Raw genomic sequence first — 25,497 nt, 5'->3', positions numbered from 1 at the left:
AGTTCTGTATTTTGATACACGCCCCGATATCGGTATCGGGGCGTTATTGCTGTTTTTGGAGTTACACATGATTACCCTGAAAGATCCGTCGCTGTTAAAGCAACACGCCTACGTCAATGGTCAGTGGATTGACGCCCTGAACGGCGAAACCAATCCGGTACTGAATCCGGCCACCGGTGAGCAGATCGCCACTGTGCCGGATCTGGGGGTTGAAGAAACCGAAGCCGCCATCGCGGCCGCCGATGTGGCCTTTAAAAGCTGGAAAAAGAAAACCGCGAAAGAGCGTTCAGTACTGCTGCGCAAATGGTTTGAACTGATCGTTGCCAACAAGGATGATCTGGCTATTCTGATGACCGCAGAACAGGGCAAGCCAATTGCAGAATCCGCCGGTGAAGTGCTCTATGGCGCATCGTTTATCGAATGGTATGCGGAAGAGGGCAAACGGGCTTATGGTGATGTTATCCCGTCCCATGCAGCGGATAAGCGTATTATCGTGACCAAAGAACCGATTGGCGTAACTGCAGCGATCACCCCCTGGAACTTCCCCAATGCGATGATCACCCGTAAGTGTGCTCCGGCCCTGGCGGTGGGTTGTACGATGATTATCAAGCCCGCTGAAGATACACCGCTATCGGCGCTGGCGTTGATGGAACTGGCAGACCGCGCTGGTATTCCGGCAGGTGTCATCAACGTTATCACCACTAAGCGTCCAATCGAAGTAGGCAAAACCCTCACCGATAGCTCGGTGGTGCGTAAGCTCTCCTTTACCGGATCGACGCCGGTGGGTAAACAGCTGATGCGTCAGTGTGCTGACACAGTGAAGAAAACCTCGATGGAACTGGGGGGGAATGCCCCTCTGATTATCTTTGATGATGCGGATCTCGATAAAGCGGTGCCCGCCGCAATCGCCTCTAAATACCGCAACTCCGGTCAGACCTGTGTCTGTGCCAACCGTCTGCTGATTCAGAGTGGTATCTATGAAGAGTTTGCCCAGCGCTATGCCGCCGAGGTTGCCAAACTGCAGGTGGGTAACTGCTCGGAAGGCGAATTTCAGCAGGGACCACTGATCAACCGGGCGGCGCTGGATAAAGTGACTTCGATGGTTGATGATGCGGTGGCCAAAGGGGCGCGGATTATTTCCGGAGGCAAACCCCACGCACTGGGCGGAAATTTCTACGAGCCGACCATTGTTGCTGATATCACTAACGATATGCGCCTGGCCCATGAGGAGATATTTGGTCCGGTGGCGCCACTGTTCCGTTTTGACACTGAAGAGGAAGCGGTGCAGATCGCTAACGACACCGAGTTTGGTCTGGCAGCGTACTTCTTTACCCGTGATTATGCCCGGGTGTTCCGGGTGTCTGAAGCGCTGGAATACGGCATGGTAGCGGTTAACGATGGTATTCTGTCAACCGAGGTGGCCCCGTTTGGTGGTGTTAAAGAGTCGGGTACCGGCCGGGAAGGTTCTAAGTACGGTATGGAGGACTACCTGGAGATCAAATATACGCTGGTGGGCGGGTTGTAACAGCACTGACCGGTTAAAAAAAGGTTCTTCGCGCCAGAGAGTACTGGAAGAGAGTACCGGAGCAGGGGCCTTTAGAGCATAAAACAGACTCACCACAGAGGACACAGAGTGCACAGAGAAAAGCCAGTTAATAGTGCTTCTCCGTGTCCTCTGTGATCTTCGCATGCCCTTTGGGTATAGCATGCCCTTTGGGTATAGCATGCCCTTTGGGTACTGTGGTAACGCTTTTAAGCATCAAGCGTTGATTATTGTCAGCCGGTTTATAGCTGACTTAGCAACTGCTCCAGCTTCACCTGATCCGCGGCAAAGTTGCGGATACCCTCAGCCAGTTTTTCGGTGGCCATCGCATCTTCATTCATTGCCCAGCGGAACGCCTGTTCACTGTTTTCAAGCTTTGGCTCATCACTCATCGGAGCATCAGCAAAAAGCTTCTGGTCCAGCGGTATTCTGGTTCCCGCCAGTTCTTCAATCAGCCCCGGGCTGATCGTTAGCCGGTCACAGCCTGCCAGTTGGCGAATCTCTTCACTGTTACGGAAGCTGGCCCCCATCACCACGGTGTTATAACCGTGTTGCTTGTAGTAGTTGTAGATGCGGCTGACCGAAAGTACGCCGGGATCTTTAGGGCCGCTCAGCTCAGTGCCCTCTGGGCTGTTGGCTTTATACCAGTCAAGAATCCGACCGACAAAGGGCGAGATCAGGAACACACCGGCATCGGCACAGGCCACCGCCTGGGCGAAGCCAAACAGCAGCGTCAGGTTACAATTGATGCCCTCTTTTTCCAACTGACGGGCCGCTTCGATCCCTTCCCAGGTTGATGCGATTTTGATCAGCACCCGCTCATTACTGATACCCGCTTCGTTATACAGGCCGATCAGTTTCTTCGCTTTAGCGATGGTTGCCTGGGTATCAAACGACAGGCGTGCATCCACCTCGGTGGAGATACGCCCGGGAATCAGCGAAAGGATTTCGCAGCCGGCCAGCACCGCCAGCTTATCGGTCATGTTGGCCAGTTGTTCCGCTTCGCTGCCACTCTGACTCAGCGCCCAGGCTTTGGCCTGTTCCAGATAGGGACGGTAAGCCGGGTCCTGACTGGCTTTCAGCAGCAGGGAGGGGTTGGTGGTTGCATCCACCGGTTTCAGATCGCGGATCGCATTAATGTCGCCGGTGTCGGCAACAATGGTGGTCATCTTTTTAAGCTGATCCAGCTGGCTTTCCATTGTTATATTCCTTATTCCATAATCTTTTAGAACGCAGCTACTTTAGCAACCGCGTGTTTCAAAACGTCGACATCAGCACCGGCCTTGTGAGCATTTTCACTCAGATAGCGTCGGAACTGGCGTCCGCCCGGCTGGCCGTGAAACAGGCCCAGCAGATGGCGGGTGATATGGCCCAGATAGCAACCCTGGCTCAGTTGCTCTTCAATGTAGGGGTACATCTGTTCGATAATCTCTAAGCGGGTTTTCACTGCCGCGTCCGGGTTATAAAGCTTGTCTACCTCCGCCATCATATAGGGGTTGTGGTAGGCTTCCCGGCCGATCATGACACCATCAACATGCTGCAGATGTGCTTTGCTTTCATCCAGTGTTTTGATGCCACCGTTTATCAGCACTTCCAGATCGGGAAACGCCTGTTTTATCTGGTAGACCCAGTCATAGTTCAACGGTGGTATATCCCGGTTTTCTTTCGGACTTAACCCCTGAAGTATCGCTTTTCTGGCATGGATTATAAAGGTCTTACAGCCGGATTCCCGGACAATTGAGACGAAATGATGAAGTTCTTCATAGCTGTCCATATCATCAATGCCCAGCCGGTGTTTCACCGTCACCGGAATGCTCACGGCGGACTGCATCTTTTCCAGGCACTCAGCCACCAGACCCGGATGAGCCATCAGGCAGGCACCGATCATATTGTTCTGCACCCGGTCGCTGGGGCAACCCACATTGAGGTTAACCTCATCATAGCCAAACTCTTCGGCCATCTGGGTACAGGTGGTCAGGTCATCGGGATTACTGCCACCCAGTTGCAGGGCCAGTGGATGTTCCTGCTGGTTGTACTGCAGAAACCGTTCCCGGTCGCCATGAATCAGCGCGCCGGTGGTCACCATCTCGGTATAGAGCACCGCGTTCTGGCTGATAATCCGGTGGAAATAACGGCAATGCCGGTCCGTCCACTCCATCATGGGCGCGACTGAAAGGCGTCTATCCGGCGTATTCCGCGGGGTTGCTGGGCTGTGGCTTGTTTTTGCTGATGTTTTCAATGGCTTGTTTTTGGTTCAATTAGGTTGTTTTAGGGTGTTTTTGGGAATACAGTGCAACATAAAAGGCAACATGAACTCGTGTTGCACTGCTTCATGTTGCACTGGAGACTATGGGATGGCAACAATAACTGCACGTACCCGTAAGGATGGATCTGTTGCTTTCTTAGTCCAGATTCGTATTCGCCGGAAGGGCGTGATTATATATCATGAGTCTGAAACTTTCGATCAGCGGAAGAAGGCTGAGCGGTGGGCGAAGAGGCGTGAGGCGTTTATTGATGAGGTGGGGGTTGATTCGCTGTCGGGGGATTTGACGCTGGGGCAGGCGTGTGCGCGGTATGTTGATGAGGTGAGTGTGTTGCCTCGGGGTATTGGGCGGTCTAAGTTGTCGGCATTGAAGTATATGCAGCGCCAGGCGCCGCTGGCTGATTTGCCGTTGATTGGGCATACGTCAGCGCAGTTGATGGACTGGTTGCGGTGGCGGGTGGCTAAGGGGGCGTCTCCGGCGACGGCGGCGCAGGATGCTATTTATTTAAAGCAGGTGTTGGAGTATGCGCGGTCGGCCTGGGGTAAGGGGGTTGATTTGCTGCAGTTGGAGGATGCACGGCGGTTGGGGTCTAAATATGGCTTGATTGGTCGGGCTGAGGCGGTTGATCGTCGGCCTGAGTTAGATGAATTAAGCCGGTTGCTAGCGTATTTTGATCGCGAGGTATCAGGGCCGGGGGCGTATGCTCGGACGAATAGAACAACGCCTATGGTTGATCTGGTGATGTTTCAGGTGTTCTCAGCGCGGCGGGTGGCTGAGACGTGTCGCATTGAGTGGGCTGATCTTGATTATGATAACCAGCGCGTTCTGGTGCGGGATATGAAGCATCCGCGCAAAAAGCAGGGGAATCATAAGTGGGTGAGTTTACCGGCCCGTGCGTGGGCGGTGGTGATGGCGCAGCCGAGGGTGGATGATCGGATATTTCCGTATAACCCCCGGTCTGTCAGCACTTTTTTTCAGCGCGCGTGTCAGCATCAGGATGTGGGTGTTAAGGGGCTGCGTTTGCATGATTTGCGGCATGAGGGTACATCTCACTATTTTGAGTTGGGTTGGGATATTACCCGGGTAGCGATGGTGACCGGTCACGGCAGCTGGGATAATTTAAAGCGCTATACTCACCTGGTTAAATCAGAGCCCTTTGATAAATATGCTGGGTGGGAGTGGCTGGCGCGGTTTGGGGTTGAGTAGGTTTTTATTTTAGCTTGTATTTCATCCACCAAAATATTGCTTTAAGTTGTTTGCGGGTAAAGCCGCCATCAAGCGATATCCCTTTGTGATCGGCGTTAATGTATGGGTCTGTGTGGGTGAGATTGTCATTTTCTTTAATCCAGCTTCCTAGTATTTTGCGGGCTTTTTCTTCGTTCATCGCTCGTTTCCCAGGTATAGATAATGTTCTGATTTGTTGGCTGCGGTGCTGCTTTTGTAGATAGGACGTTCATGAAACTGGTTTGATTCATCGTGCCAGATGGCGAATACAATGGCGTCATCGGGTTCGCCTTCTAGCATCTCTCTTAGTTCTTTTACTGTCCATTGGTATGACATTTTTTTAGCCTTTCGGTTTTTGCTTGTCTGGGTGTTCTGTCCATAATTCAACCTGTTCACCGGGTTCGAATTCTTCAGGGCGTTGCCAGGTGCCGCTGTTTTCTCCGTGCATGTATGCTAGCAGATAGACATTGCCGTGGTTTGTCACTGTGATGACATCGCGGGTCCATAGGTGGATGCTTCCTTTTGGTGGTGTTTCTGCTGAGTGCCACATGTGGGTTAATCCTATTGTAAGTTTGTTTTGCTTGCTCTGAGCTTTTTGGCGGCGTTGCTTTCATCTAGCCAGTCTGCAAATATTTCTTCGCCATCTAATTCGATGTGATGCTAAGCATTTTACAGCATTGGTGGCATAGATATTTAAGTGTCGGCATGGTGCCTCCGGTTTATTTTAGGTCAGCTTTATCGACTCAATTTCTTTTTTTACTGCTTCTACGGCACGATTAATTTCCTGATCTGTTAGATGCGGGTTATGAAACTCCATAGAGTCGCTAATGCTTATTAGATAGGATTCTAAGCAGCTGGCCATTGAGTTTTCCGCTAGTTTTAAAACTTCAGTATTCATTGTTGTTGTCACCTTCATCGCCTTCATCATCCAGATAATATTCATCATCACAGCTACATGCGTCATCGCAAATATCGCCAGCCATTACTCCATCGCATGGAGTGTCATGGCATATAGCGCAACATGTGCACTGCTGACGCCATTCGTTAATCACACTTTCTGGTATTTCGAATTGATCAGTCATCACTCACCGCCTTATTCGTTATGCCGCTTCTACCTTTAATTTGAATCGCCGTATTTCGCCATCAGCGTTATGCTCTTTGAAATATTTGTCGGCGTCTTTGATGGGATCAATCACCCAATCCTCCACAAAACTTTCCATGCTAGGGTAATATTGTTTTGTTCTTGTCGAGTCGTTGCCTGTGACGATGAAGCCGTTGCTAATCCGCTCTATTTGTACATCTATTTCCATGATTATCGCCTATTTATTAATAACGCTTAAAGCTTGAATCATATATCTGTCATCGACTATCCAGCGCATGTTATCTTTTTTGAATGTGCCGAATGAAGTAATGATATGGTTTTTTGTTTCGCTGCATATATGCACTTTTCTGTGAGTGTTTGGGCCTGTTAGTAGCATGTAGGGCTGAGTTATTTTATTTTGGTTAGTCGTATTCATCACTCACCACCTATATTGATTCGTGCGCTACCTGGGCGCGTTCCTGGGCTTTATTCCATATTTCCATGAAGCTGAGAAAAGTGGCTTCAGCCTCATCTTCATAACACCACGTAGCGATCTCTTCACTATTGACGCTAGACTCTATCAACCCATCATCTGGATCAGCTTTCCACGTTATGCGGTTGCCAAACTTGTCTACCATATCGCCGCGGTTGTTTTCTTCTTGGATCTGATCATGACATTCTTCACAAACCAACGTTCTAAATTCGTTGGGGTGATTTACCATGTCATGAAACTCAACAATATTGCCGCAATTAGGGCATGGGCTTGGCATATCCATCTCTATCTCCATCGCCACAATGGCGCTTAATTAGTTACGAAACCGCACCGAACAGCATCATCGATGCGCCTGCTATCACCGCTCCCGAACCAATGATCAGCGCTATGACGACGGAAGCTTTTGCCCAGCTTCGACCGTGTTGACGCGGCATAATTATGATCGCGTAGAACGCTGCGAGGATTATTACTATGCCGATCAGTAGGGTGTTCATTTTGATGGCTCCTGTGGCTTTATTCCGCAAAGCTCAGTTACGTACTGCCCCCATTCTTCTGTGATGCTTGGGTGGTCAATGCCGTAGTTGTCTTTTATGTGATGGCGGGCTATCTGGTGGATCTGTGCCAGTGACGGTCTATTGTCATCGACAAATCCGCTTTCTAATGCTCCAATCATCATGTTGACGAATTTCATTACTCCATTTTCCATGTCGGTAGTTCCAAGAATTACCCAGCCGTCTTTTAAACCGTATCCACTTATAATGCTGGCAACCGGGAATCCAATACAGCGACCGGTATACTCAAGAGGCTTACCCTCGGACATTTGTTTTCCGGAGTAGCGTGTTTCTTTTAGCTCAAGGATGTCGCCTATTTGAAAATCCCGATCATTCAAGCGGATTTCATAGCCTTTTTTCCCGTCCCAGGATAGCTGGAATACGTCTGGATCTGTTTTAAGTTCGTGGTGTTTCATTGCTGGCCCCTGTCTAAATCAATCTTTTCTTCTAATGCGTTAATAGCCGCTTGTAGAGCGTCAGGCAGCGACCTGAATCCTTCGGTGATCAGATTGGAATCATCATCCCGATACGCTACGCCTGATTCAGCGGCGAACTGCTTAAGGCGGGTGATTTTGTCTTCGAGATCAGCGATGCGATCAGCGGCAACAACGACCATGCCGGCGGCCTCTTCGTTGTCGACAATGCTTTGTAGGTGTTTCCGTGCCAGCTCGATCTGTTCGCGCAGATGCCGTTCGATGCTTTCCGGTTTCCAGTCGCCGGCGTCGAAGTTGAGCGCATCGACAGCGAGTAGGACGTGGGCTAAGTTGTTTTTAGTCATTGCTGATTACTCCCTGCCAATATTTTTTTAAGTCGCTTAAAGTCTTTTATCCATTCTTTTGCGTCATGGATGGCTATCGCTGACTCTGGATCGTTTATTCCTAAATGAGCATCTATAAGCGCTTGCTGATCTCTGATAGCGCAATTAGTCATATTTTTGATGGCTTCAATTTTTGAGCCTGACGCATAACGTGCCATCACTATTCCCTCTTGGTTAGGCGGCGACTGTCTCGCGGCTGGTTTCTGTCATGTTGGCTTGCACCAGTGCCCGGGCGATGTCTGGGCAGACTGAGTTGCCGCAGCGGGCGACTTGTTTGTCTTTGCTGAAGGTTTTTCCGGTGTGGTCGCGGTCAATGATGTAGTCTGCCGGGAATCCCTGGGCGGCGAATAGTTCGTGCGGCTGGAGCATTCGCATACCGATATCGACTATCTGATAGTCTTCGCCGTGGACGGTGACTAAGCCAAAGCGGTCCCGGGTGGGGACGGTGTGCATGGGTTCGGTGATGTTTACGCCTGTTTTTTCGTTGCCGTAGTATTTCAGTAGGAAGGCGCGCACTTCACCTACGTGGTTTCCGCCGGCGGTGATGGTTGGCAATGGCTCGTCTGTTGGCTGACCGTGCTGGCTGGTGCCGCGTAGCTTGATCAGGTTGCTGGTGATCAGGCTGTGGCGGTTGCCGGTAGTGATGGTGTGAATGGGTTGCTCTGGCTGCTGACCGCGTATTTCGTTAGGGCTTTTCGGGCCGTAGTATTTGGATAGAAATGCGGCGCAGAGTGCGGCTTTACCGCCACCGCCTGCGGTGATGGTGCCTAGTGGGGCATCAGCTGCGTTGCCTTCTGAGTTGCTGAAAGTGCGTTCTATGATGGGTGCGACGACGGCAAAGTGACCGCCTTTAACCTGGGCGCAGATGGTGCGCAGCGGTTCATCGGATGGCATATTGCGCTGGCTGCTGCTGTTGGCGTATTCTGTGATAAACGGCATCAGCGTGGCATCAACAACGCCGTGAGCATCTCGTGATGCGGTGACAGTTTTGAATGGCTGATCAATACTCTGGCCTCTGAACCCATTGCCTGAATGGTTGCAGGTCACAATAAATGGCGTTGGGTTATCAACAACAAACTTCTGAATGCCCCGGGCGATTCTGCGCAGGGTGTTTTCTGCCAGTGGTTTTTTTCGTTCAAAGATTGAGGGGCAGGGTAGCGACCAGTCAATGATATCCGCTGCGGTGCGATAGGGTTTCAGAATGCCTGCTTTTACTTCCGGTGATGCCGGGTCGCCGTGGGTGGGTGTTGGCCACTGGATCGGCTGATTGTCTCTGCGGGCGACCATGAAGAGGCGTTTGCGAATAGTGGGTGCGCCATAGTCACAGGCGCGAAGTTCTTTAAACTCGACGTCATAGCCTAATCGCTTGAGCGCGTTGGTGAATGATCGGAAGGTTTTGCCGGTTTGTTTTTTGCACGGCTTGCCATCGCGGGTGAGTGGCCCCCAGGTTTTAAACTCTTCAACGTTTTCCAGCATGATAATGCGGGGTTTTACCGTTGCAGCCCAGCGCACGGCTACCCAGGCCAGCCCGCGAATTGCTTTTTCTACTGGCTTCCCGCCTTTGGCTTTGCTGAAGTGCTTACAGTCGGGGCTGAACCATGCCAGCCCTACGGGTTGCCCGGCGGTGACTTTACGGGGGTCGATGTCCCATACAGATTCACAGTAGTGCCTGGTGTGCGGGTGGTTGGTTTCGTGCATCCGGATGGCGTCAATGTCATGGTTGATAGCGATATCAACTGAACGCCCCATTGCCAGTTCTATGCCTGTGCTTGCGCCACCGCCGCCGGCGAAGTTATCGACCACCAATTCGCCAAAGTTAAAATCTGGCTGTGGGTGCATCCTGAAGCCTGTTGCTGCATTCATTGTTGTTAGTCCCTTTGCTTGTGTTGCTTAAAATCAGTGGTTTGTTGTTGGATGAAGCGGTTATCCCGCGTCGCATAGCCCGTATGCGCTGCTGCAGGCTGTCGGATCGGCTGAGGCGGCTATCAGGTCTAGCTGGCGCCCGCCTCGGGTTGTTTGAGACCATTCAACCATTCGGTCTATGCCGTGAGTTTTGTAATGAATGGTGTCGGTTTTGTGGGCCGTTGGGTCACTGATGCCGTAGAAAAAGGTGGCTGATTCGCGGCGGGATGCTTCTGATACTAGTCTTTCCCATTCACGCACTCGCTCTACTTCTTCGGGAAAGCGGAGGGCGATGTTTTGCAGTTCATTTTTATTGCAGTTAACGCACGGCATACAGCCCACGCGGCCCATGCCCATTTTGTAAAGCGGGTTTGGTTTAATGCCCATGTAGTCATGTGCTTCAAACACTGATTTTGCTGTCCATCTGGCAATGGGGCGATAGTTGAATAGACCGCCGCCTACCTCTTCAAACTCTTTTGCGTATCGCCTGGCGGGGGATTCATCTCGGCGGATGCCTTGCCAGCTCCACACTATTTCTTCTGCATCGAGTAGTGGTAAAAATACTTGCTCAATGATCGGATCACGCTTTAAATGTTCGGTGCAAAAGCGAGCTTTGGTTGATGGAAAGCGGCTTTTCCACATGCACATATCAAGAAAGGGGTTTCCGGTCGGTACTAGTGCTTGCAGTGCGCGTTCGGTTGCTGCATCGGTCCAGCCTGGTAACTCGCCAGCCAATAGCTTCCGGCGTTTGCGTTCTATCTGCATAGAAAAGTCAGCTTTGACTTTGCGGATTGGCAGGCTTACGGCATCAGATAGATAGTCAACATAGTCATATGTCAGCGGGTGTTCGTGCCCGGTGTCTGCAAAAACCAGTTGAATGTTTTCTGTTTCTAAGGCGAGGGCCAGCAGTACGGTGGCGGTGGAATCTTTACCGCCTGATACTGATATGATGTTGTGTTGTTTCATTTGTCTGCCTTCGCTTGTGCTTTTAAAAATCTTTTTCTAGCGACTAGCCACTAACCACTAGCCACTTCTTAGCCCTTTACGCCGCCTGAATTCGTACTCGTGCCCAGCGCTCGGTGTCTTCCCAGTCGGGTTCCTGGTAGTTGAGGCCGGGGAGGGTGTCGCCGTTGGTTTTGTTGAAACAGATAAAGCGGCTGTCGCGGCGGTGGTTGAAGTCGCAGGTGATGCCGTTGTTGGAGTAGTATTGGCGGGTGGCGTCCAGATCGTTGCTGGTGATCAGTTTTGTCTGTTCGCTGGTGACCAGGGCGATGACGGTGCGGACCAGGTTAAAATCGTGCAGATCGGCGATGTCGTGCAGGTCTTTGATATGCGCCTTAAAGCTGAGCTGCATGTGTTTGCCTGCATCGGTTTTATAGCTGCACAGAATGAGAGCGCAGTAGGTGATGTGTTCGATGATGCCCGCCTGGTTGCTAATGGCCCGTGCCTGGGTGAAGTGGCTGAATGATTCACGAAAGGCGTTGAGATAAATGTCATGATCGCATGCGGCGCAGGAATCAACCGGCTGGCCGAAAAGCAGGCGCAGATCTCGGGCCTGTGCCAGCATGTGATAGGCTGAATCTTCGTAGTTCGGTTTGTCGGTGTAGCTGTATTTTTTATCGTTGAAATAGGTCATGTTAAGTTCCTTAAAAGCAGTGGCTAGTTGCTAGAAAAAGCGTTATTCGAATTTCTCGCCGCAAAACGGGCAGTAATTCATGGCCATGCTTGTGCCGGTTCTGGTTATGTTTTTGTAGGGTGTATCGTCGTTTTTTAATGCCCGATAGCGGATGTCGATGGGTAAAACAACGTTGTTGTTTTGGTTGCCTTCTAGTCTGAATATTTTCCCGGCCCATTCGATTTTTACTGAAGCGGGATCATGCTTTGGTAGGTCTTTTTTAATATGTTGTTGGGCAATTTCCAGGGTGTCGTTCATGCAGTTGCACATTATGCTGATCTCCGCTTGGTCCAGCTGGCTTGCTCTTCTGCACCCCGCTGGCGTTGCTGTTCGATGAATGTGGCCAGATCTTCTACGTGAATTAGGTAGGGGGATTTCTGGCTGTCTCTGAGTTTTGAGACGGTGATTGGCAGACGGCCTTCGCTGGCTGCACGGTTGGCTTCGTATTCGTCTTTAAAGCCGAACAGGTGGCAGATGGTACGCAGTTCCACTGTTGGGCTGCCATATTGCAGCATCAGCATGAGCGCGGTGCTGTTGTACTGCTGCAGCGCTGGTCGGTTGCTGTCGGCGATGTTGGTTTGCCGCTTCATGTGATGCCTCGTTTTTTAAGTGGCTAGTCGCTAGTGGTTAGTGGCTAGAAAAAGCGTGTTTGTGCCGGTTACGTCGTCCGGCGTTGTTGCGGCAACCGTCTACTGTGTGCTGTTCCCCTGCTGGATCGCATTCCAGCGGCTCAGGGTCGATTCTCTTTTAGGGGCTCCGGCGGTAAATCGATTCTTTCCCGGATTAGTAAATAGGTGATAACAAGCTGCCCTGATGCTCGCCGCTGGTTGCTGATAGCTACTGCGGATGGTTATCTGTTATTTCATCGTTCTGCCCTTGGTTGGTTTGGGTTGCCGGTTATTCAGCTGGGCGCTATGCCCTGTCACCCAGAAAGCCCCAGTGAAGGGGCTGAAGGTGGTTGCTGGTTGGTGGTTACATTTCTTCGTGACTTGCGCCGCATTCCTGGCATGTGACTTCGTAAACGTCATCGCCATTGGCTGAGAAGATTGCATCATCGTCATCAGCTGCGCTGCGGATTAGCTGTTCTGAGTGGCTGGTTTCTTTTTTGCAGTCGCTGCAATATCTCTTCATGGTTTTTCCCTCTGCTTGTGTTGTTAAAAAATCTTTTTCTAGCCACTAGCCACTAGCCACTAGCCACTAGCGACGTCTTTGCTCTTAACCTACGCCGCCGCCTCTGGCTTTATCTCGGCATGTTGTTTTACAAACTCATGCAGCCAGCTGATGCCCGTGGGGGTGATAGCTGGTTTGTAGTAGTTGCGCTCGATGCCGCTGTGGGTGCGGGCTTGTTTGAGTTCGTTGCGCATATACCCCAGCTTGATCATGGTGTGGCTGGCGGTGTTGTCTTTGTTTAGGTGCCCGTGCTTTTTCAGCAGTGCAAACAGGGCGTTACGTCCGCCTTTGATGCCGGTGCGCTGGGCCGCTTCTTTCATGTCTATGCAATAGCGCATTGTTCTGGCTCCTGCGGTATGTCGTGTTTGTCCAGCCACTCGGCGGCAGCTTTGAGTGTGCCGAAGTGGAGGTTTTTAAAGCGGCTGGTGAGGTGATAGCACTCGTTCACCAGGCCGATTGGTTTTTTCAGGATGTGGGCGGTGATGTGCACGCCGTTGTAACGCCACTGGTTATGGGAGGTTTGTGTTAGCCGGGTATTCATGGCTGGCCTCTTAGTTCTTTCAGTTTGGCTATCGTGGCGTCTAGTTTGGTGGCGATGTTTGCTGCGGTGTCGCTAGATGCTTTTAGGTAAATTGGTGTTTTTGATATTTCGCAGCCTGGTTCTGTAGCATTGCTGCATATGGTTATTTCTAATCCGAATGTGCTGCCAGCTGGGCCGAAATAGTTGACAAACACATGGTCTTTTCCGGTCGTTGTTATCTCGATGGCCAGATTTATGATCAGGCTTATTTTTTCGTTCATGTTCATGCGCGGGCGTCCTGAATGTGTTTGGCCGCCTGAGCGCCGGTGAGGCCGTGGTGCTTGTGCCAGGTAATGAGGTGCGCAACAAACTCACCTGCACGGCTGGCAGAAGGTCTGCGTGGGATGTAGGGCCCGTTAGCTGTTTTATGTGAAAGTTTGGTTTGCATGATTCTGTACCTTTCGGTGTATTTTTTTAAATAATGTACCCAATAGATACATATTGCAACCCTAAAAGGTACATTATTTTTGTTTTTTGGTACATGTGATTGATAAGTCAATGGTTTAAACTGTGTTTTTGCACCTTTCAGGAGTGGTGTTGAATGGTTTAAATGGAGGTTTTTATGCGTGTTGTTGCATTGGTTGTTGCTCTGGTTGTTTCTCAGGTGGGTATTACTGGGGAAAAGGAGATGGGGTTGTGTAAGGATGTTTCTGAGTTGGCTGAGACTGTTATGGATAGTCGCCAGAAAAATGTATCAATGGTGTCTATGATGGAGATTGTTAAGGGAAGTGATGTTTTTGAGTCGATGGTGATTGATGCTTATGAGCAGCCTGCTTTTCAGGTGCCTGTGAATCAGGAAAAAGCTGTGGCTGAGTTTCGTGATCGGTGGTATTTGATGTGTGTAAAAAAGGCTAGATAGATGTCGTTTTGTAAATTAATGGAGTAATGTGATGAAAAAATGGATTGTGTTGATGATGATGGTGGTGGCTTTTCCGGCGTATGCGACGTTTTTAAATACAAAGGATGGCGGGCGTATTATGCGGGGTGATTCGGTGGCGGAGGTGGTGAGTGGTTTGGGCAGGCCGCTGGCGCGCGCGTTTGAGACGGTGTGTACTAAAGAGCGGGGTGGTCATTGTAAGCAGTGGGAAGCGGTTGAGAGGTGGCAATATATCCAGGAGGATCTTAACTGGACGGTGACGATTATGGGTGGAAAAGTTGTTGATACTGAGTGGCATCGGTAGTTGGTTTAGATTAACGGTTGATGATTGGCTCACTTCGGCGGGCTTTTTTATGGATAAAATAATTTTAAAAAAATAGAACAAAGTTCTTTACATAAATAGAACAAAGTTCTATTATAGATTTAACGGTAAAGGAATGGCCTGGCCGGTAATTGAAGGAATAAGATCATGACTATCAGAATCGCAAATAACGCTCTTGAAAATTGTTTCTCTATTGATCAGGTCGTCGAGCTGATCAATGACGAAATGAGCACTGATGCTACAGCAGAGATGGTTGCAACTGCGTATGCTATGAATGCCGCAAAAGACGCCGGTTACGGATATGACGAAGACAGCCTCTCTGCTCATTTGGACTGCCTGGTAGAATCAGGTGCAGAGTTTGACTACCAGGAGGCGCTTAGTAGTGCTATTGCTGAATCCTCCATCCTTAATGACTAACGTTAATTTTTATAGAGAGGTTATTGAGTGACCGCTGAGCAGTTTAAAAAAGCCCGGCTGGTGCTGGGTTATGACCAGAAGCAGATGGGTGCGGCGTTGGGTTGGGCTGGTGATAGGCAGGTAAGTAAGCTTGAGACGGGGAAGGGGAATATTACTGTTCAAACGGCTTTGGCGGTGGAGTGTTTGCTGCGGCGGGTTGGTGATGATGTTGGTTGGCTCAGTGATGAGGTTGATTTATAAGCCCTGCTCGTCAGGGCTTTTTTGTGTCTGTTGTCGGTGGAGGGTGTATTAAGTCCAGTATGGTGTTAAGGGCGTCTTTGCCTTCCTGGGGTAGTGTGCGGTAGTGGTGCAGCAGGCAGGATTCATCCGGTGCCAGACAGCTGTTTTCAGCACCGCCGATATAGTGGTCGATGGTGATGTGCAGAATGGTGCACAGGCGTTTGATGATTAAGTATGAGCGCGGGCGTGCCCGGTCTTGTTCCCAGCCTTTGTAAGTTTCTACTGACTGCGATAACCGTTCTGCAACTCCTGTTTGTGTTAATCCTATTTTCTGGCGGGCGGCTTTGAGGCGGCTTCCGGGGGTGCTGATACTGCTCTGCATATTTGTATTGTTGTTTTTTATTGGGTGTATGGCAAGTTAGTCAGTGCCTTTATACTCCCCAACAGATGTTGGGGGTTGTATTGCTAACCTTTTGATACGAATCTGTTTATTTTTTGGATTGCTTCGCTATAGACTGATGTTAAGCGTCGCTTAATCTGTGTTGTGTAGGCAGGCTATTTTCAAGGGAATATTTATCTTATATACTGGGTAAATATACAGTACTTTAAAAGGTACAAGGAGGTTTTATGCAGCGTGATTTTGCTGTGATTCAGTTGCCAGGTGAGTTGTGTCGGATGCGTGAAGCTGATCGGCTAATTGAGCGGTGGTGTCGTATTCAGACAATGGTGGATAGGGCTGAGAAGGTGGCTGCTCTGTTTGAATGGCGTTTATCTGTGCATGATCATGCACTGAAGATGAGGCGGTCTGTCAAATGACGGCTTGAATTGCAGTAGCGGCAATGGCTTTATCTGCGGATAAGTTGGTGCCGCGTTTCACGCAGGTCTGAAGGCATGCGATGATTGATTTGGCTTTTTCTTCGGGAGATAATTTTATCTCCTCTTCTTCGAGTATTGTTTCTATTGTTTCGATAACTGAGCGAAGTAGTTCAAGTTGGTCTGCTGTGCCGGTGAGTGCCATGTATAGCGCTGGTTTTTCTTGAATGGAGTTTTCGCTTTGCTGGTTTTCTTCGCGGTGCACCTGGTCTAACCACCCGCTCTCTTTGTTAAATTTTTCTTCTATGTGGCGGGCCAGGCGGTTGCCAATTTTTTTGGTTGGGTTTTTGCCGATAATTCGGCTTACCTGAGTTGGTACGCGATCTATTCTATCAGCGAATTTAGCTAATGATCCGCAATGTTTATTAGCCAGTTGGCGGGTGTTGTCTAGCCGTATGTCGTTGATATCAGTCATTGGTTTTTGTGCCATTTTGTAGTCTTCCATTGTAAGAATCTGTACTGATTTGGTACATGCTCTTGCAGGTACATTATTAATGTGTTTATATGTACCTCGGAGGTACATGCTATGGCGAAAAAAAATAGCTCTGCTGTGTTGGTTAATTACTGGCGTGGCCTTAAAAAAAGTCAGAAGGATCAGTTGGCAGAGGTGTTGGGTACATCGCCCGGGTATCTCCGTCAGGTTTTTCTGTATGGGAAGCAGGTCGGGGCGATTATGGCTCGCGATCTCAGTCAGCATACTGGTTTGGGTGCGTCTGAATTTCGGCGCGATATATTCGGTGATCAAGCTGCATAAACATCACTATACGTGTTATTTGCAACACTAAAACGGTGTTATCAGGAGGGTTGAGGACGTGGGCAGGAAAAGACGATTTGATGATGACGGTGTGATTTATGGTCTGCAAATGGCCTGTTATCACGCGGTTTATGATTATCAGCAGGGGCTGAAAAGCTTTCTGGATGCAGCGGGGGTGTCTCGCGAAAAGTTGCAGGTGTGGCAGAAGAAACTGGCCCCTGATGTGCACACGCATTATCTCAACCCGTATGACATCGAGCTGATTATTGAGGTGACTAAAGATACTCATATTTTGCAGGCGGTTGGGCATCTGGCGTCTGTTGTGTGGGTTGATGCTGAAAAGGCTGCGGCGGTGCCGGGTGATCTGGATCTGCTGAAAGTGTTTAGCAGTTTGGGAAGCAAGTCATCTGCGATATCTGACCATGTTGCGCAAGCGCTGTCTGATGGTGAGGTTGATGATATCGAGTTTGCCCGGCTGGAGGCGTTTCAGCAAGATCTGGACCGGGCACAGGCTGAGTTGACCAAAATGGTTGAGCATTATCGGAGGGCGAAGTGATGATTATTGATTTAGCGCTGTATTCCGGGGTAGATGTTGATGTTTCTGGGGTGGATGATGCTGAGCTTGAGACGGTAGTTTGTCTTGCTGATTGTCACCCTGAAGGGCTTGAAAATGACGATGGTGTTATCGAGCATTTTAACCTGGTGATGTATTTCGAGGAGTGTCCGGAGGAGGGTGTTATTCCGCTGGGTAACCCTCTTGATTCTCCGGTTAAAAAAGTTGTTTCTTCTAAGTCGGTGCTGATGAGTGCTGAAAATCCCTCTGGTTTTAAGTTGGAGGATCTGCTGCAACAACTGCAAGTTGAAGTGAACGCGAAGCATCAGAAAATTCTGTCTGATGATAGTGATATCTCTCGCCGGGTTCAGGCGAATAATCTAAAAATTCTTGAATGTCTGGCTGAGGCTGAACGGCTGCAGCGGGATAGCTATGCCCAGTTGGCTGAGATAGCGCCGGATGCCGGGCCGGAAGGTAAGGCGCGGATCGGGGGTGAGTGATGGCTGCATATCTGTATCACCCGAAGGGCTCTATGTGCGTTCACTGCGCGAAGCAGGCAGAGGATTGCAGTAAGTTAGATTTCAGATCGATGCCGGTGGTGAAACAGTATTCCCAGGGCGGTGATCCGACGGTGTTTAAGGTGGTGGCTTGCCGGGTGTTTGTTAGGGCGGCTTGATTGAGTTGTAGAGAGGTAGCGACAGTGACAGAAGATCAGAATGCATTAAAGGTTTTTGAAGAGGAGCTTGGTGAAGTAGCTCAAGAGCTGCTTGTTATGTCGCTAGATTTTTTAAAGTTGCAGCAGCAGGTATCAAAGGCTATCCGGTTTGGAATTAATGAGCAGAGAGATCTGCCAACCAGCAATAAAGAGCGAATTGAAGCTGAATGGCAGGATTTGCTGGGTAGCGTTCAGAATCTAGCAAAACACGGGATAGATTTACGTCCAAATCTGAGCGCCATTGTTATGAAGATGGATAAGATTGAATGCTACACAGAGTACAGCAAAAAGCTTGGGCAGGTTGTTAGCTCATAACCCCTGCAACACGGTCTGCCAGTAGGCTGTCCAGCGCAGCGGTATGCTTGCCGTTGTTATGTTTTGGAGATTGATATGGATAAAAAAACGAAAGAAAAACTAGCGAAAACAATTAAGATTTGTCAGGCATTACTTAATGATGAGCCGCTTGATCTGTGTGATGGTGAAATTGATTGTATCCCTAGATATCTGGATATCAAATCACCCTCATCGGCAAAAAAGCAAGGGTTGGTTTTAAAGCGAGGAGCGAAACCTATTGGCGAATATTCATGGCAGTTGCCTGCAGGTGGCAGAGCTTACGGAAAGCTTTATTTAGGCGCTCGTTTTAAAAGTAAGGAAGCATAACAATAATGATACCGGGCGCGAAGCGTCCCGGTGATCTCAGTGTTATGTCATGAAACTATCAGGAATTTATCAATGAGAATAATCGGTTTAACAGGCCCGGCGGGGTGCGGTAAAGATACAGTGGCGCGGATTTTGACTGAGCATGATATGGCGTTTCAGGTGGCGTTTGGTGATGCGATTCGCAGCACGGCGATGGCTATGTTTGGTTTAGATTATCAGCAGATGAATGCCCGGGAATTGAAAGAGGTGGTTATCTCTGAGTGGGGTATGTCTCCCCGGCAGATAATGCAGTTGATCGGTACTGAGTGCGGTCGGGCTGTGTTTGGTGAGGATGTTTGGATTAAGCGCCTGGCGGTACGTATTAAGTCGCTGCCGCCCACTCAGTTTGTGGTTGTCTCTGATGTGCGTACTGAGGCTGAGGCTACCTGGGTGCGTGATCTGGGTGGTGTGGTGGTTCATATCACGCGTGAGGGTGTTGAGCCGGTGCGGGCGCATTCAACTGAGGATGGGGTTGAGTTTGTGGCGGGTGATATGGCGCTGGATAACTCAGGCAATAATCTGAATGAGTTGAATCGGTCGGTACTGGATAACAAGCATTTCTGGCTGGAGCAGTGCCGGGCTGTGTAGAAGGTGAAAAGCCGCTGCGGGAACAGCGGCTTTTCTGTGGCGAGGGGTTAACCCTCACAACACAAGCAGATGAATTATAGGCCGGGTTTTGGTTTGGCTGCAAGGGGATTATATGGCGGGTGTCTATTTATCACCTGATGAGATTTCAGCGCTTTATGGTGCGCCGTGGCTGGTGCGTGAGCTGTATGTGTTTGGTATACGTCCTCAGATGGATTTTGATTCTGGCCTGGTTGGGCGGTTTTCAAAGATAAGCTGGCACGGCCTGGCGCGTGAACTGCGGGTTGAATCTGCGCCGGGTATTAAAGAGGTGTTGCCCAGTAAGGCGCAGGTCCGGCGGGCGGCTGAGCATCTTGTTAAGCGCGGGTTGGTCACGATTAAAAGTGATGGTGACCGGTTGGTGTTTAAGTGTCTGGTTGCTCGGTTGAATTCTTCCGCAAAAATAAAAGCCGACACTAAGCCGACACAGTTACCCGGCATAGGTTCAGATAATGTTAATAAGCCTGAAAGCCCTGTTATTACTGGCGGTGCAGATGGTGAATCTTCAAAAGCCGACACACAACCCGGCACACCAAAAAATCAAAACCCGGCACATATCAGAGAGTCGGAGACTCTCTCTCTACATAACGCTGAATCTGTATTTTCGATGTTTCCGTCCTGGGAGCCGATTGGGCATGAGTGGATTGATGAGCAGGTAAAACGGTGGGGTGTTGATGTGGGTGCAATTTCAGACGCTGACGGAGGGCTGATTGTTGAGGAGTTGATTCGCTATTGGCTTGACAGGCCAGAGGTTCAGTTATCACAGCGGGGTTGGGAGTCGAAACTGGTTGATAGCGTTGTTCATCATGTGAAAACGGGGAGGGTGAGTGCATGACGGGTAATCGATATGTGCTGAGTAATGAGCGGGGCCGGAAGGTGCGGTCCCGGGTGGAGGTGATGGACGCGAAACAGGAGGGGGTGGGGCGGGCGTTTAATGGTGAGGATGTTGCTGATCTTGTCGATGAGTTTACAGGTCGATATCAGTTAACCGCGATTGAACGGGGGTTGGTTAAGAAGGCGATTTTATATCGTTTGCGCAGGGCTGAAGGTGATTGCGTTGATGTGAGTGATTTGGGCTCTGGATATTTGTTTCTTCAGCGGGTTCCGTTCAGTGAGTTTGCTGAGGCGATAACAACACAAGCAAGGGGATAGGGTATGAGTGAGGCGATGTTGGCGTTGGCTGAACGTGGGTTAGCTAAGCGGCGTAAGAATGAGGATTATCAGGCTAAGGTTGCTGCGGGAACAGTGATCAACAAGCAGATTGATAGGCGTCTGGTGGCGTGGGGTGAGTGGCACCTTGGGCAGCGTGATGGCGCTGGCGGGGGGTGTTCGTCAATGCTGGCGGCATTGATTCAAAATCAGGGGGAGCTGATCCGCTGTACAGCTAAAGGCGTTGATATGCCGGATTTCGTCTACGACACCGATAGAGCGGTTAATCAGATTGATGGTGAATCGAGGGCGGTGATTGTTGAGCAATATATTGAGGTGTGCAAAACGGTCGAGGAGCGGGCGCGCGCAGTGGGATGCGGGCGGCATACGTTCCGCCGGCGGCTGATTCATGCGCAAAATCTGGTGTTGTGTTATCTGAAAGCACCTAAGCGCAAGCAGAAAATCAGAGAGTCATTGTTGAAAAAAATATCAACGGATTAAAAAAGGGCTTTACACCGTGCACCCTGAGTAGTATAAATTCCGTAACGTCTCATCAGTGCGTCTACAGAACCCCGGCCAATTGGTCGGGGTTTTTTTATGCCTACGATTTGGCGTGTTAGTAGTTGAGCTGTTGTACTTTGCTTATTGCCCGGCCTTTGTGCCGGGCTTTTTTATGGCTGGAGGGTGGTTATGCGTCAGATAAAGCGGTTGTTTATTCATTGTGCTGCTACGTCTAACTTTAAACCTGTACCGGCAGCAGAGATTCATCAGTGGCACCTTGATCGTGGTTGGGATGGCATTGGTTATTCGGGCGTCATTCAGCCTGATGGTGAGTTTGAGCGGGGGCGTCCTGATTATTGGGTGCCCAGTCAGGCGGCTGGCAATAATGCGGATGCGGTGGGTATCTGTCTGATAGGCACTGATCAGTTTACTGATGCAGCGATGGAGACTTTGCGGGTTGTGTGCGCGGATTATATCGAGCGTTACGGTGTTTCGATTCATGGGCATTATGAAGTTAATCCTCATAAGACGTGCCCGGGGTTTGATGTTCAGCAATGGCTTAAAGAGACAGGGTTATGCAGCTAATTTATTTTATTGTTGGCGGCGTTTGCTTTTATGTTTTATGGCAATGCGGGCATGTCTGGCTGGTGCTGGATGCAGCTAACCCTCATCGCCGGTTAACCCATTTTGCGCAGCATCAGGTGGTGTTGATCGCCCTGAGTGCATTGTTTTGCATTGGATTGTGCGTGGTAACCGTGTTGTCACAAGAGTGTGGATATGGTGCGCTGGGGCGATGGTGGGCAATGTTTGATGTCTTTGTTTGCATCATCATGCTGGCGCAGCTAAAGAATTTGAAATTATCACTCTCAGTAGGTAGGCACGGATGAAAGTATTTCTCGCGGACGCTATTGAGATATTGAAAAGCTATCTCGCCTATGGTCTGCCCGGCGGAATGGGGGCGGGTGCTAACTATCTGTTTCAGCATTCAAGCAAGGGTAAGCCGCTCAACTGGAAGGGTTTTATTATTTTTATTTTGTTGGGTGGCTTTACGGTCAACATGATTGGGCCAAACCTTCCGGTTGATATGCCGGGCCGGGACGGTGCGTTGTTTGGGTTGGGATTTATGTTCTGGCCGATACTTGCCGCCCTGGATTCAAGGGGTGAGGCAATAGCGGGCTGGTTTGTTTCTCGGTTTACTAAATAGGTGATTCTATGAATCGTTTAGCAATCGGTATTTTTATTGCGCTGACTGTTGCTGTGCTTGGTTTGGGTTGGTTGTATCAGCAGCAGTCAGAGCAGATCGGTGCATTAGCCTCTGAGCGTGATCAGCTCGCTGCAGATCTTCAGTCGTCAGAAGTTGAACTGCAGAAGCAGCATGAGCGGCATCTATGGGATCAGGCATTGGTTGCCCGTGTGAATCAGCAGAACAGAGATCTGCACCGCAAAAGCCTGGCATCGCAGCAACAAACAAAGAGAGATCTGAAAGATGAAGTCTGTGCTAACACTGCTTTGCCTCTGTCTGTTGCTAACAGGCTGCGGGACAGAATACATCGTCAAGCGGGAATCGATAGCGGATCTCCCCCCGGTTGATCTGCTGGCTGGATGTATCCCGCCAGTGCTGCCGGTTGATCTCTACGGTGATGCCGTTGAATACATCGAGCCGTTGTTAGATGTGATTGAACAGTGTGATGCCAGATTTGCTGGCCTGCGTGCCTGGCGTGATAGGCGTTTAGATGATCTTTCTGTTGATGGGCAGTAGTCAGTCAGGCTGAAGGCTAGAAACAGCGCGGGTCCTTTGGGACGGATTGCTCTGTACGGCCTGCTGCTGCGCGGATTATTTGCAGATTTCTGGGGCTATAGGGGGTTGTGGTGGTAATAGTTGAGTGGTGATAAGTGTCTGATACTTGGGTGATTTATGTCTGTATTGAAGTTAGATGAGAAGGCTAGTCAAACCGGATTTGCGAATCTGGTTGGTGTTTCTCAGCAGGCGATTAGCAGTCAAGTTAAGAAAGAAAATCTGTCTGAAAATGGCACTTATCAGGAGTGGCTTCACCAGTATTGTGATCAGCTCAGGCAGCAGGCCGCTGGTCGTGGTGGTGAAGATCAGGTTGATGTTGCCAAGGCGACCTATGAAGAGAAAACAGTGAAAACCGCAATCATGCGGCTTGAGTACAACGAGAAGATTTCAACCACTATTCACGAAGAAGAGGCTTATCAGTTCCTGTCTGATTGGGCTATTTATTCGGCTGGTCAGTTCCGTCGGGCTTTTGAGCGCTTGCGGGATGATTTGAAAAGCCAGTTTGATATTGATTTACCGAAAGAGTTGAGTGAAAAACATGCTGGAACTGCTATCGACCGAGTTAGAGGCTATGCGCTCAAACTTGGCGCGAGTAGCGGCGAAAGCGGCGGAGTTGCTGACGCTTCCGAAGAGGAAAAGCACTAAAGAGTTTCTTGAAACTGAATATGTCTTGCCTGACTTTGGGGAATACGATTTTTACTATACGCCGTATTTTATTGGTGTTTGCGCTGCGCTTGATGACCCTGATGTTGTAGAAGTTGATTTGATGAAGGCTGCACAGATCGGCTGGACTTTCTTTCTGCTTGGGTTTATCTGCAAAGTTATTTCTGAATCTGAATATGATCCGTGTCCGATAATTGCGCTGTTTGCGAAAACTGGCGACGCTAAAAACTTCCACGATGAGAAGTTTCTGCCAACGGCGCAGGCGAATAGCTCTGTCACTGATGTGATGGATGTCAGTACCTCGCGCAAGTCTGGAGCGCGCTGGGATAACCGCACATACCCAGGTGGGTTTATAAAGCTGGTTGGGTCTAACTCTCCCGGTAACGTGAAGTCCACTTCAAAAGTGGGGGTGGGTGTTGTTGAGGAACCTGATGATACTGCTGATAACGTGGCGGGTCAGGGTGATGCGATCGGCAACATTGAAGAACGGTTAAAGCGTTTTATCGGCTCAATGCTGATCGTGGGCGGTACGCCTGCGGTAAAAGGGTTGTCGAAAACCGAAGCGCGGCTTGATCAGACTGATAAGCGGGTATTGCCGGTTGTCTGTCATAACTGCGGCGAATCGCATGTTTTGAACTGGGATAATGTTCATTGGGATTCAGTTGATGAGGGTACAGAGGTTCATCCGGTTTATGGTCGGGCCCTGCCAGATTCGGCTGTCTATCGCTGCCCTTGTTGTGGTTGGGAATGGGATGATTACCAGCGGCAGGAGAATATCCGTAATACCTGTTTTAACGCATTTGATGCAGGTGATGTTAATGCGGGTTGGGTGCCTACGGCTACGTTTACCGGGCGGGCTGGTTTTATGGGGCTCTCAGAATTGTATGTGTGTATGCCTGGCACCTCGTTAGCAGATGTTGTTAAAGACTATCTGTCGGCAAAGGCTGAGTTTGAGAAAGGCAATGAAAACTCACTGATCAAGTTTACTAACCAAAAACTGGGGCAGGCATACGAGTATAAAGGCGATAACGTCAGTGCTGATGAGTTGAGAGCAAAAGCTGAGGATTATCCTGAGTTGGTTGTTCAGCGTGGGGGTGTTTTTCTCACAGCAGGCGTTGACGTGCAGCGTGATCGATTGGCGATAAAAGTGAAAGCCTGGGGGCGTGATCTTGAATCCTGGCTGGTGTGTTACACAGAAATTTATGCCAAAAACGATATTAACGATATTAATGATCCTGTTTGGGGTGAGTTAGATCGCATTCTATTTGGTTCATATCGGCATGAAATTGGTGCGGTTGTGCGCATCAAGTCTGCTTCGTTAGATACTAGTGATGGTGTTACTCAGGGAGCGACTTATCACTATGTGCGTAGTCGTCGTGGGCGTGGTTTAAATTTAATGGCGATTAAGGGGGCAACCTCTGCTGATGCGCCGATCGTCACGCTTCCTCGGCGGATGGATATCAATAGTCAGAAAACCAAGGCTGATAAATTTGGTTTGCAAGTTTGGCGGGTGGGCACTCAGGCCGCAAAAGACTTGATATCAGGGCATCTTAAGTTGTCAGGGTCGGGGCCGAATCGTATTCATTATTATGAATCGGTGCGGGCTGATTACTATGATCAGATGACTGGTGAGATCAAAGCGCCATCGCGAACACAGCGCGGAAAAATGGTGTGGCAGCAAAAGTCAGGCACGGCTATCGAAGCGTGGGACTGTGAGGTGTATGCAACACATGCTGCGATGGTTGAAAAGTTGCACCTTAAAAAGCATGACTGGTGGGACCATCAGCAAGCATCTCTCATGCAGGTCGATCTGCTTGGTGATAACGCGCCGGACGATCTGGTAACGGTGATTGATAACCGTCCGGATTTTGATGAGGTGTATGAGGTCGAAGAGGCGGGCGATCTGGTCCAGGAAAGCAAGCCTGTGACGGTTAATCCGTTTAAGTCTGCGGCGGTTCAGTCTAAACCGTCTGGTTCTCAGGATAAAAAGTTATCGCTGGCTGAGTTGGGCCGCATGATGAATCGATAAATCA

At 49.7% G+C, this 25,497-nt stretch carries 46 protein-coding genes; 25 read left to right on the top strand and 21 right to left on the bottom strand.

Translation table 11 applies throughout. From position 1 onward, the window contains the following. Positions 1-67 precede the first annotated feature (67 nt). Positions 68-1,525, top strand: coding sequence for an NAD-dependent succinate-semialdehyde dehydrogenase (locus OCU43_RS15310; RefSeq protein WP_091356403.1), 1,458 nt, complete (start codon positions 68-70; stop codon positions 1,523-1,525). Positions 1,526-1,785: 260 nt separating this feature from the next. Here the strand turns inward: OCU43_RS15310 and tal are convergent, their stop codons facing one another. Then, the gene (tal, locus tag OCU43_RS15305) at positions 1,786-2,742 is read right to left on the bottom strand and encodes a transaldolase (protein WP_091356405.1); all 957 of its coding nucleotides are present in this window, start codon (positions 2,740-2,742) and stop codon (positions 1,786-1,788) included. Positions 2,743-2,768: 26 nt separating this feature from the next. Beyond that, positions 2,769-3,782, bottom strand: coding sequence for a tRNA dihydrouridine(20/20a) synthase DusA (dusA, locus tag OCU43_RS15300; protein WP_091356406.1), 1,014 nt, complete (start codon positions 3,780-3,782; stop codon positions 2,769-2,771). 115 nt (positions 3,783-3,897) lie between these two features. Between dusA and OCU43_RS15295 the strand changes: the two genes are divergently transcribed. After that, positions 3,898-5,013, top strand: coding sequence for a tyrosine-type recombinase/integrase (locus OCU43_RS15295; RefSeq protein ID WP_175483471.1), 1,116 nt, complete (start codon positions 3,898-3,900; stop codon positions 5,011-5,013). Between the two features lie 4 nt (positions 5,014-5,017). Here the strand turns inward: OCU43_RS15295 and OCU43_RS15290 are convergent, their stop codons facing one another. The 14 genes from OCU43_RS15290 to OCU43_RS15225 all read right to left on the bottom strand — a co-directional run bounded on the left by OCU43_RS15290 (position 5,018) and on the right by OCU43_RS15225 (position 12,140). Then, entirely contained in the window at positions 5,018-5,191 is a 174-nt protein-coding gene (locus OCU43_RS15290) for a hypothetical protein (protein WP_175483472.1), read from the bottom strand. A gap of 180 nt (positions 5,192-5,371) precedes the next feature. After that, a complete protein-coding gene (locus OCU43_RS15285) occupies positions 5,372-5,581 on the bottom strand; it encodes a hypothetical protein (RefSeq protein ID WP_139203153.1) in 210 nt (69 codons plus the stop codon). 174 nt (positions 5,582-5,755) lie between these two features. Next, positions 5,756-5,929 carry a hypothetical protein gene (locus tag OCU43_RS15280; protein ID WP_175483473.1) on the bottom strand — a complete coding sequence of 58 codons (174 nt, stop codon included), beginning with the start codon at positions 5,927-5,929 and terminating at the stop codon, positions 5,756-5,758. A 202-nt stretch (positions 5,930-6,131) separates the two neighbouring features. Then, positions 6,132-6,341, bottom strand: coding sequence for a hypothetical protein (locus tag OCU43_RS15275; RefSeq protein WP_091356409.1), 210 nt, complete (start codon positions 6,339-6,341; stop codon positions 6,132-6,134). 217 nt (positions 6,342-6,558) lie between these two features. Next, positions 6,559-6,888, bottom strand: coding sequence for a hypothetical protein (locus tag OCU43_RS15270; RefSeq protein WP_091356411.1), 330 nt, complete (start codon positions 6,886-6,888; stop codon positions 6,559-6,561). A 34-nt stretch (positions 6,889-6,922) separates the two neighbouring features. Next, positions 6,923-7,099, bottom strand: coding sequence for a hypothetical protein (locus OCU43_RS15265; RefSeq protein WP_175483474.1), 177 nt, complete (start codon positions 7,097-7,099; stop codon positions 6,923-6,925). Further along, positions 7,096-7,572, bottom strand: a complete 477-nt coding sequence (locus tag OCU43_RS15260; RefSeq protein WP_091356413.1) for a DUF3850 domain-containing protein — start codon at positions 7,570-7,572, stop codon at positions 7,096-7,098. The genes OCU43_RS15265 and OCU43_RS15260 overlap by 4 nt, the downstream gene beginning before the upstream one ends. Next, positions 7,569-7,934: a hypothetical protein gene (locus OCU43_RS15255; protein ID WP_091356415.1), complete on the bottom strand. Its 366-nt coding sequence runs from the start codon at positions 7,932-7,934 to the stop codon at positions 7,569-7,571. Before OCU43_RS15255 ends, OCU43_RS15260 begins: the two co-directional genes overlap by 4 nt. After that, positions 7,931-8,131: a hypothetical protein gene (locus OCU43_RS15250; RefSeq protein ID WP_091356418.1), complete on the bottom strand. Its 201-nt coding sequence runs from the start codon at positions 8,129-8,131 to the stop codon at positions 7,931-7,933. Before OCU43_RS15250 ends, OCU43_RS15255 begins: the two co-directional genes overlap by 4 nt. A 16-nt stretch (positions 8,132-8,147) precedes the next feature. Further along, positions 8,148-9,836, bottom strand: a complete 1,689-nt coding sequence (locus OCU43_RS15245; protein ID WP_091356419.1) for a DNA cytosine methyltransferase — start codon at positions 9,834-9,836, stop codon at positions 8,148-8,150. Positions 9,837-9,896: 60 nt separating this feature from the next. Continuing rightward, positions 9,897-10,841, bottom strand: coding sequence for a phosphoadenosine phosphosulfate reductase domain-containing protein (locus OCU43_RS15240; RefSeq protein ID WP_091356422.1), 945 nt, complete (start codon positions 10,839-10,841; stop codon positions 9,897-9,899). A 76-nt stretch (positions 10,842-10,917) separates the two neighbouring features. Beyond that, positions 10,918-11,511, bottom strand: a complete 594-nt coding sequence (locus OCU43_RS15235; RefSeq protein ID WP_091356424.1) for a hypothetical protein — start codon at positions 11,509-11,511, stop codon at positions 10,918-10,920. Positions 11,512-11,553: 42 nt separating this feature from the next. Further along, positions 11,554-11,808 carry a hypothetical protein gene (locus OCU43_RS15230; RefSeq protein WP_139203154.1) on the bottom strand — a complete coding sequence of 85 codons (255 nt, stop codon included), beginning with the start codon at positions 11,806-11,808 and terminating at the stop codon, positions 11,554-11,556. 11 nt (positions 11,809-11,819) lie between these two features. After that, positions 11,820-12,140: a pyocin activator PrtN family protein gene (locus OCU43_RS15225; protein ID WP_091356430.1), complete on the bottom strand. Its 321-nt coding sequence runs from the start codon at positions 12,138-12,140 to the stop codon at positions 11,820-11,822. A 204-nt stretch (positions 12,141-12,344) separates the two neighbouring features. On the opposite strand from OCU43_RS15225, the gene OCU43_RS15220 reads away from it, so the two are divergent. Continuing rightward, on the top strand, positions 12,345-12,563 hold the full coding sequence (locus OCU43_RS15220; RefSeq protein WP_091356432.1) for a hypothetical protein: 219 nt from the start codon (positions 12,345-12,347) through the stop codon (positions 12,561-12,563). Between the two features lie 207 nt (positions 12,564-12,770). On the opposite strand, the gene OCU43_RS15215 is transcribed toward OCU43_RS15220, so the two are convergent. The 3 genes from OCU43_RS15215 to OCU43_RS15205 are packed head-to-tail and all read right to left on the bottom strand — an operon-like array spanning position 12,771 to position 13,527. Further along, positions 12,771-13,058, bottom strand: a complete 288-nt coding sequence (locus tag OCU43_RS15215) for a phage antirepressor KilAC domain-containing protein (protein ID WP_091356434.1) — start codon at positions 13,056-13,058, stop codon at positions 12,771-12,773. Next, positions 13,043-13,261 (bottom strand): hypothetical protein, encoded by a 219-nt coding sequence (locus OCU43_RS15210; protein WP_139203155.1) that lies wholly within the window; start codon positions 13,259-13,261, stop codon positions 13,043-13,045. The genes OCU43_RS15215 and OCU43_RS15210 overlap by 16 nt, the downstream gene beginning before the upstream one ends. After that, on the bottom strand, positions 13,258-13,527 hold the full coding sequence (locus tag OCU43_RS15205) for a hypothetical protein (protein WP_091356438.1): 270 nt from the start codon (positions 13,525-13,527) through the stop codon (positions 13,258-13,260). Before OCU43_RS15205 ends, OCU43_RS15210 begins: the two co-directional genes overlap by 4 nt. A 335-nt stretch (positions 13,528-13,862) precedes the next feature. On the opposite strand from OCU43_RS15205, the gene OCU43_RS15200 reads away from it, so the two are divergent. From OCU43_RS15200 to OCU43_RS15185, 4 genes are all read left to right on the top strand, one after another. After that, positions 13,863-14,159, top strand: coding sequence for a hypothetical protein (locus OCU43_RS15200; protein WP_139203156.1), 297 nt, complete (start codon positions 13,863-13,865; stop codon positions 14,157-14,159). 31 nt (positions 14,160-14,190) lie between these two features. Continuing rightward, a complete protein-coding gene (locus OCU43_RS15195; protein ID WP_091356445.1) occupies positions 14,191-14,481 on the top strand; it encodes a hypothetical protein in 291 nt (96 codons plus the stop codon). Positions 14,482-14,646: 165 nt separating this feature from the next. Then, positions 14,647-14,916: a hypothetical protein gene (locus tag OCU43_RS15190; protein WP_091356447.1), complete on the top strand. Its 270-nt coding sequence runs from the start codon at positions 14,647-14,649 to the stop codon at positions 14,914-14,916. A gap of 27 nt (positions 14,917-14,943) precedes the next feature. Further along, positions 14,944-15,156, top strand: a complete 213-nt coding sequence (locus OCU43_RS15185) for a helix-turn-helix domain-containing protein (protein WP_091356449.1) — start codon at positions 14,944-14,946, stop codon at positions 15,154-15,156. Between the two features lie 10 nt (positions 15,157-15,166). Here the strand turns inward: OCU43_RS15185 and OCU43_RS15180 are convergent, their stop codons facing one another. Further along, positions 15,167-15,517: a helix-turn-helix domain-containing protein gene (locus OCU43_RS15180; RefSeq protein ID WP_091356451.1), complete on the bottom strand. Its 351-nt coding sequence runs from the start codon at positions 15,515-15,517 to the stop codon at positions 15,167-15,169. A gap of 245 nt (positions 15,518-15,762) precedes the next feature. On the opposite strand from OCU43_RS15180, the gene OCU43_RS15175 reads away from it, so the two are divergent. Then, positions 15,763-15,951, top strand: coding sequence for a hypothetical protein (locus OCU43_RS15175; RefSeq protein ID WP_091356453.1), 189 nt, complete (start codon positions 15,763-15,765; stop codon positions 15,949-15,951). Here OCU43_RS15175 and OCU43_RS15170 read toward each other — a convergent pair. Then, on the bottom strand, positions 15,944-16,453 hold the full coding sequence (locus tag OCU43_RS15170; protein WP_091356456.1) for a hypothetical protein: 510 nt from the start codon (positions 16,451-16,453) through the stop codon (positions 15,944-15,946). The two genes, OCU43_RS15175 and OCU43_RS15170, sit on opposite strands and share 8 nt — an antisense overlap. 81 nt (positions 16,454-16,534) lie before the next feature. On the opposite strand from OCU43_RS15170, the gene OCU43_RS15165 reads away from it, so the two are divergent. The 17 genes from OCU43_RS15165 to OCU43_RS15085 all read left to right on the top strand — a co-directional run bounded on the left by OCU43_RS15165 (position 16,535) and on the right by OCU43_RS15085 (position 25,493). Further along, on the top strand, positions 16,535-16,762 hold the full coding sequence (locus OCU43_RS15165; protein ID WP_091356459.1) for a chorismate lyase: 228 nt from the start codon (positions 16,535-16,537) through the stop codon (positions 16,760-16,762). Positions 16,763-16,820: 58 nt separating this feature from the next. Further along, positions 16,821-17,318, top strand: coding sequence for a phage regulatory CII family protein (locus OCU43_RS15160; protein ID WP_091356462.1), 498 nt, complete (start codon positions 16,821-16,823; stop codon positions 17,316-17,318). After that, positions 17,318-17,815 carry a hypothetical protein gene (locus OCU43_RS15155; RefSeq protein WP_175483475.1) on the top strand — a complete coding sequence of 166 codons (498 nt, stop codon included), beginning with the start codon at positions 17,318-17,320 and terminating at the stop codon, positions 17,813-17,815. The genes OCU43_RS15160 and OCU43_RS15155 overlap by 1 nt, the downstream gene beginning before the upstream one ends. Further along, entirely contained in the window at positions 17,815-17,991 is a 177-nt protein-coding gene (locus OCU43_RS15150) for a hypothetical protein (protein WP_175483476.1), read from the top strand. Before OCU43_RS15155 ends, OCU43_RS15150 begins: the two co-directional genes overlap by 1 nt. 24 nt (positions 17,992-18,015) lie before the next feature. Beyond that, complete coding sequence (locus tag OCU43_RS15145; protein ID WP_091356465.1) at positions 18,016-18,345, top strand: hypothetical protein; 330 nt, start codon at positions 18,016-18,018, stop codon at positions 18,343-18,345. A 75-nt stretch (positions 18,346-18,420) separates the two neighbouring features. After that, complete coding sequence (locus OCU43_RS15140; RefSeq protein WP_091356467.1) at positions 18,421-18,690, top strand: hypothetical protein; 270 nt, start codon at positions 18,421-18,423, stop codon at positions 18,688-18,690. Positions 18,691-18,762: 72 nt separating this feature from the next. Then, positions 18,763-19,317 (top strand): deoxynucleotide monophosphate kinase family protein, encoded by a 555-nt coding sequence (locus OCU43_RS15135; protein ID WP_091356469.1) that lies wholly within the window; start codon positions 18,763-18,765, stop codon positions 19,315-19,317. 112 nt (positions 19,318-19,429) lie between these two features. Beyond that, the gene (locus OCU43_RS15130; protein WP_091356471.1) at positions 19,430-20,188 is read left to right on the top strand and encodes a hypothetical protein; all 759 of its coding nucleotides are present in this window, start codon (positions 19,430-19,432) and stop codon (positions 20,186-20,188) included. After that, on the top strand, positions 20,185-20,505 hold the full coding sequence (locus OCU43_RS15125; protein ID WP_091356473.1) for a hypothetical protein: 321 nt from the start codon (positions 20,185-20,187) through the stop codon (positions 20,503-20,505). The genes OCU43_RS15130 and OCU43_RS15125 overlap by 4 nt, the downstream gene beginning before the upstream one ends. Before the next feature lie 3 nt (positions 20,506-20,508). After that, positions 20,509-21,003: a hypothetical protein gene (locus OCU43_RS15120; RefSeq protein WP_091356476.1), complete on the top strand. Its 495-nt coding sequence runs from the start codon at positions 20,509-20,511 to the stop codon at positions 21,001-21,003. A gap of 189 nt (positions 21,004-21,192) precedes the next feature. After that, complete coding sequence (locus tag OCU43_RS15115; protein WP_091356479.1) at positions 21,193-21,588, top strand: N-acetylmuramoyl-L-alanine amidase; 396 nt, start codon at positions 21,193-21,195, stop codon at positions 21,586-21,588. Next, the gene (locus OCU43_RS15110) at positions 21,579-21,890 is read left to right on the top strand and encodes a hypothetical protein (protein ID WP_091356482.1); all 312 of its coding nucleotides are present in this window, start codon (positions 21,579-21,581) and stop codon (positions 21,888-21,890) included. The genes OCU43_RS15115 and OCU43_RS15110 overlap by 10 nt, the downstream gene beginning before the upstream one ends. Further along, positions 21,887-22,207 carry a hypothetical protein gene (locus OCU43_RS15105; RefSeq protein WP_091356485.1) on the top strand — a complete coding sequence of 107 codons (321 nt, stop codon included), beginning with the start codon at positions 21,887-21,889 and terminating at the stop codon, positions 22,205-22,207. The genes OCU43_RS15110 and OCU43_RS15105 overlap by 4 nt, the downstream gene beginning before the upstream one ends. 8 nt (positions 22,208-22,215) lie before the next feature. Beyond that, positions 22,216-22,593, top strand: coding sequence for a DUF2570 family protein (locus OCU43_RS15100; RefSeq protein ID WP_091356487.1), 378 nt, complete (start codon positions 22,216-22,218; stop codon positions 22,591-22,593). Then, on the top strand, positions 22,490-22,762 hold the full coding sequence (gene lysC / locus OCU43_RS22335; protein ID WP_425424960.1) for an Rz1-like lysis system protein LysC: 273 nt from the start codon (positions 22,490-22,492) through the stop codon (positions 22,760-22,762). The genes OCU43_RS15100 and lysC overlap by 104 nt, the downstream gene beginning before the upstream one ends. Before the next feature lie 156 nt (positions 22,763-22,918). Then, complete coding sequence (locus OCU43_RS15090; RefSeq protein WP_091356490.1) at positions 22,919-23,446, top strand: hypothetical protein; 528 nt, start codon at positions 22,919-22,921, stop codon at positions 23,444-23,446. Next, complete coding sequence (locus tag OCU43_RS15085) at positions 23,373-25,493, top strand: terminase gpA endonuclease subunit (RefSeq protein ID WP_175483478.1); 2,121 nt, start codon at positions 23,373-23,375, stop codon at positions 25,491-25,493. Before OCU43_RS15090 ends, OCU43_RS15085 begins: the two co-directional genes overlap by 74 nt. The last annotated feature ends 4 nt before the right edge of the window (positions 25,494-25,497 follow it).

The organism is Amphritea atlantica (assembly GCF_024347255.1).
GTDB classification, from domain to species: Bacteria; Pseudomonadota; Gammaproteobacteria; order Pseudomonadales; family Balneatricaceae; genus Amphritea; species Amphritea atlantica.
Note: the sequence above shows the minus strand (reverse complement) of the source record. Positions and strands in the feature narration are given on the sequence as shown.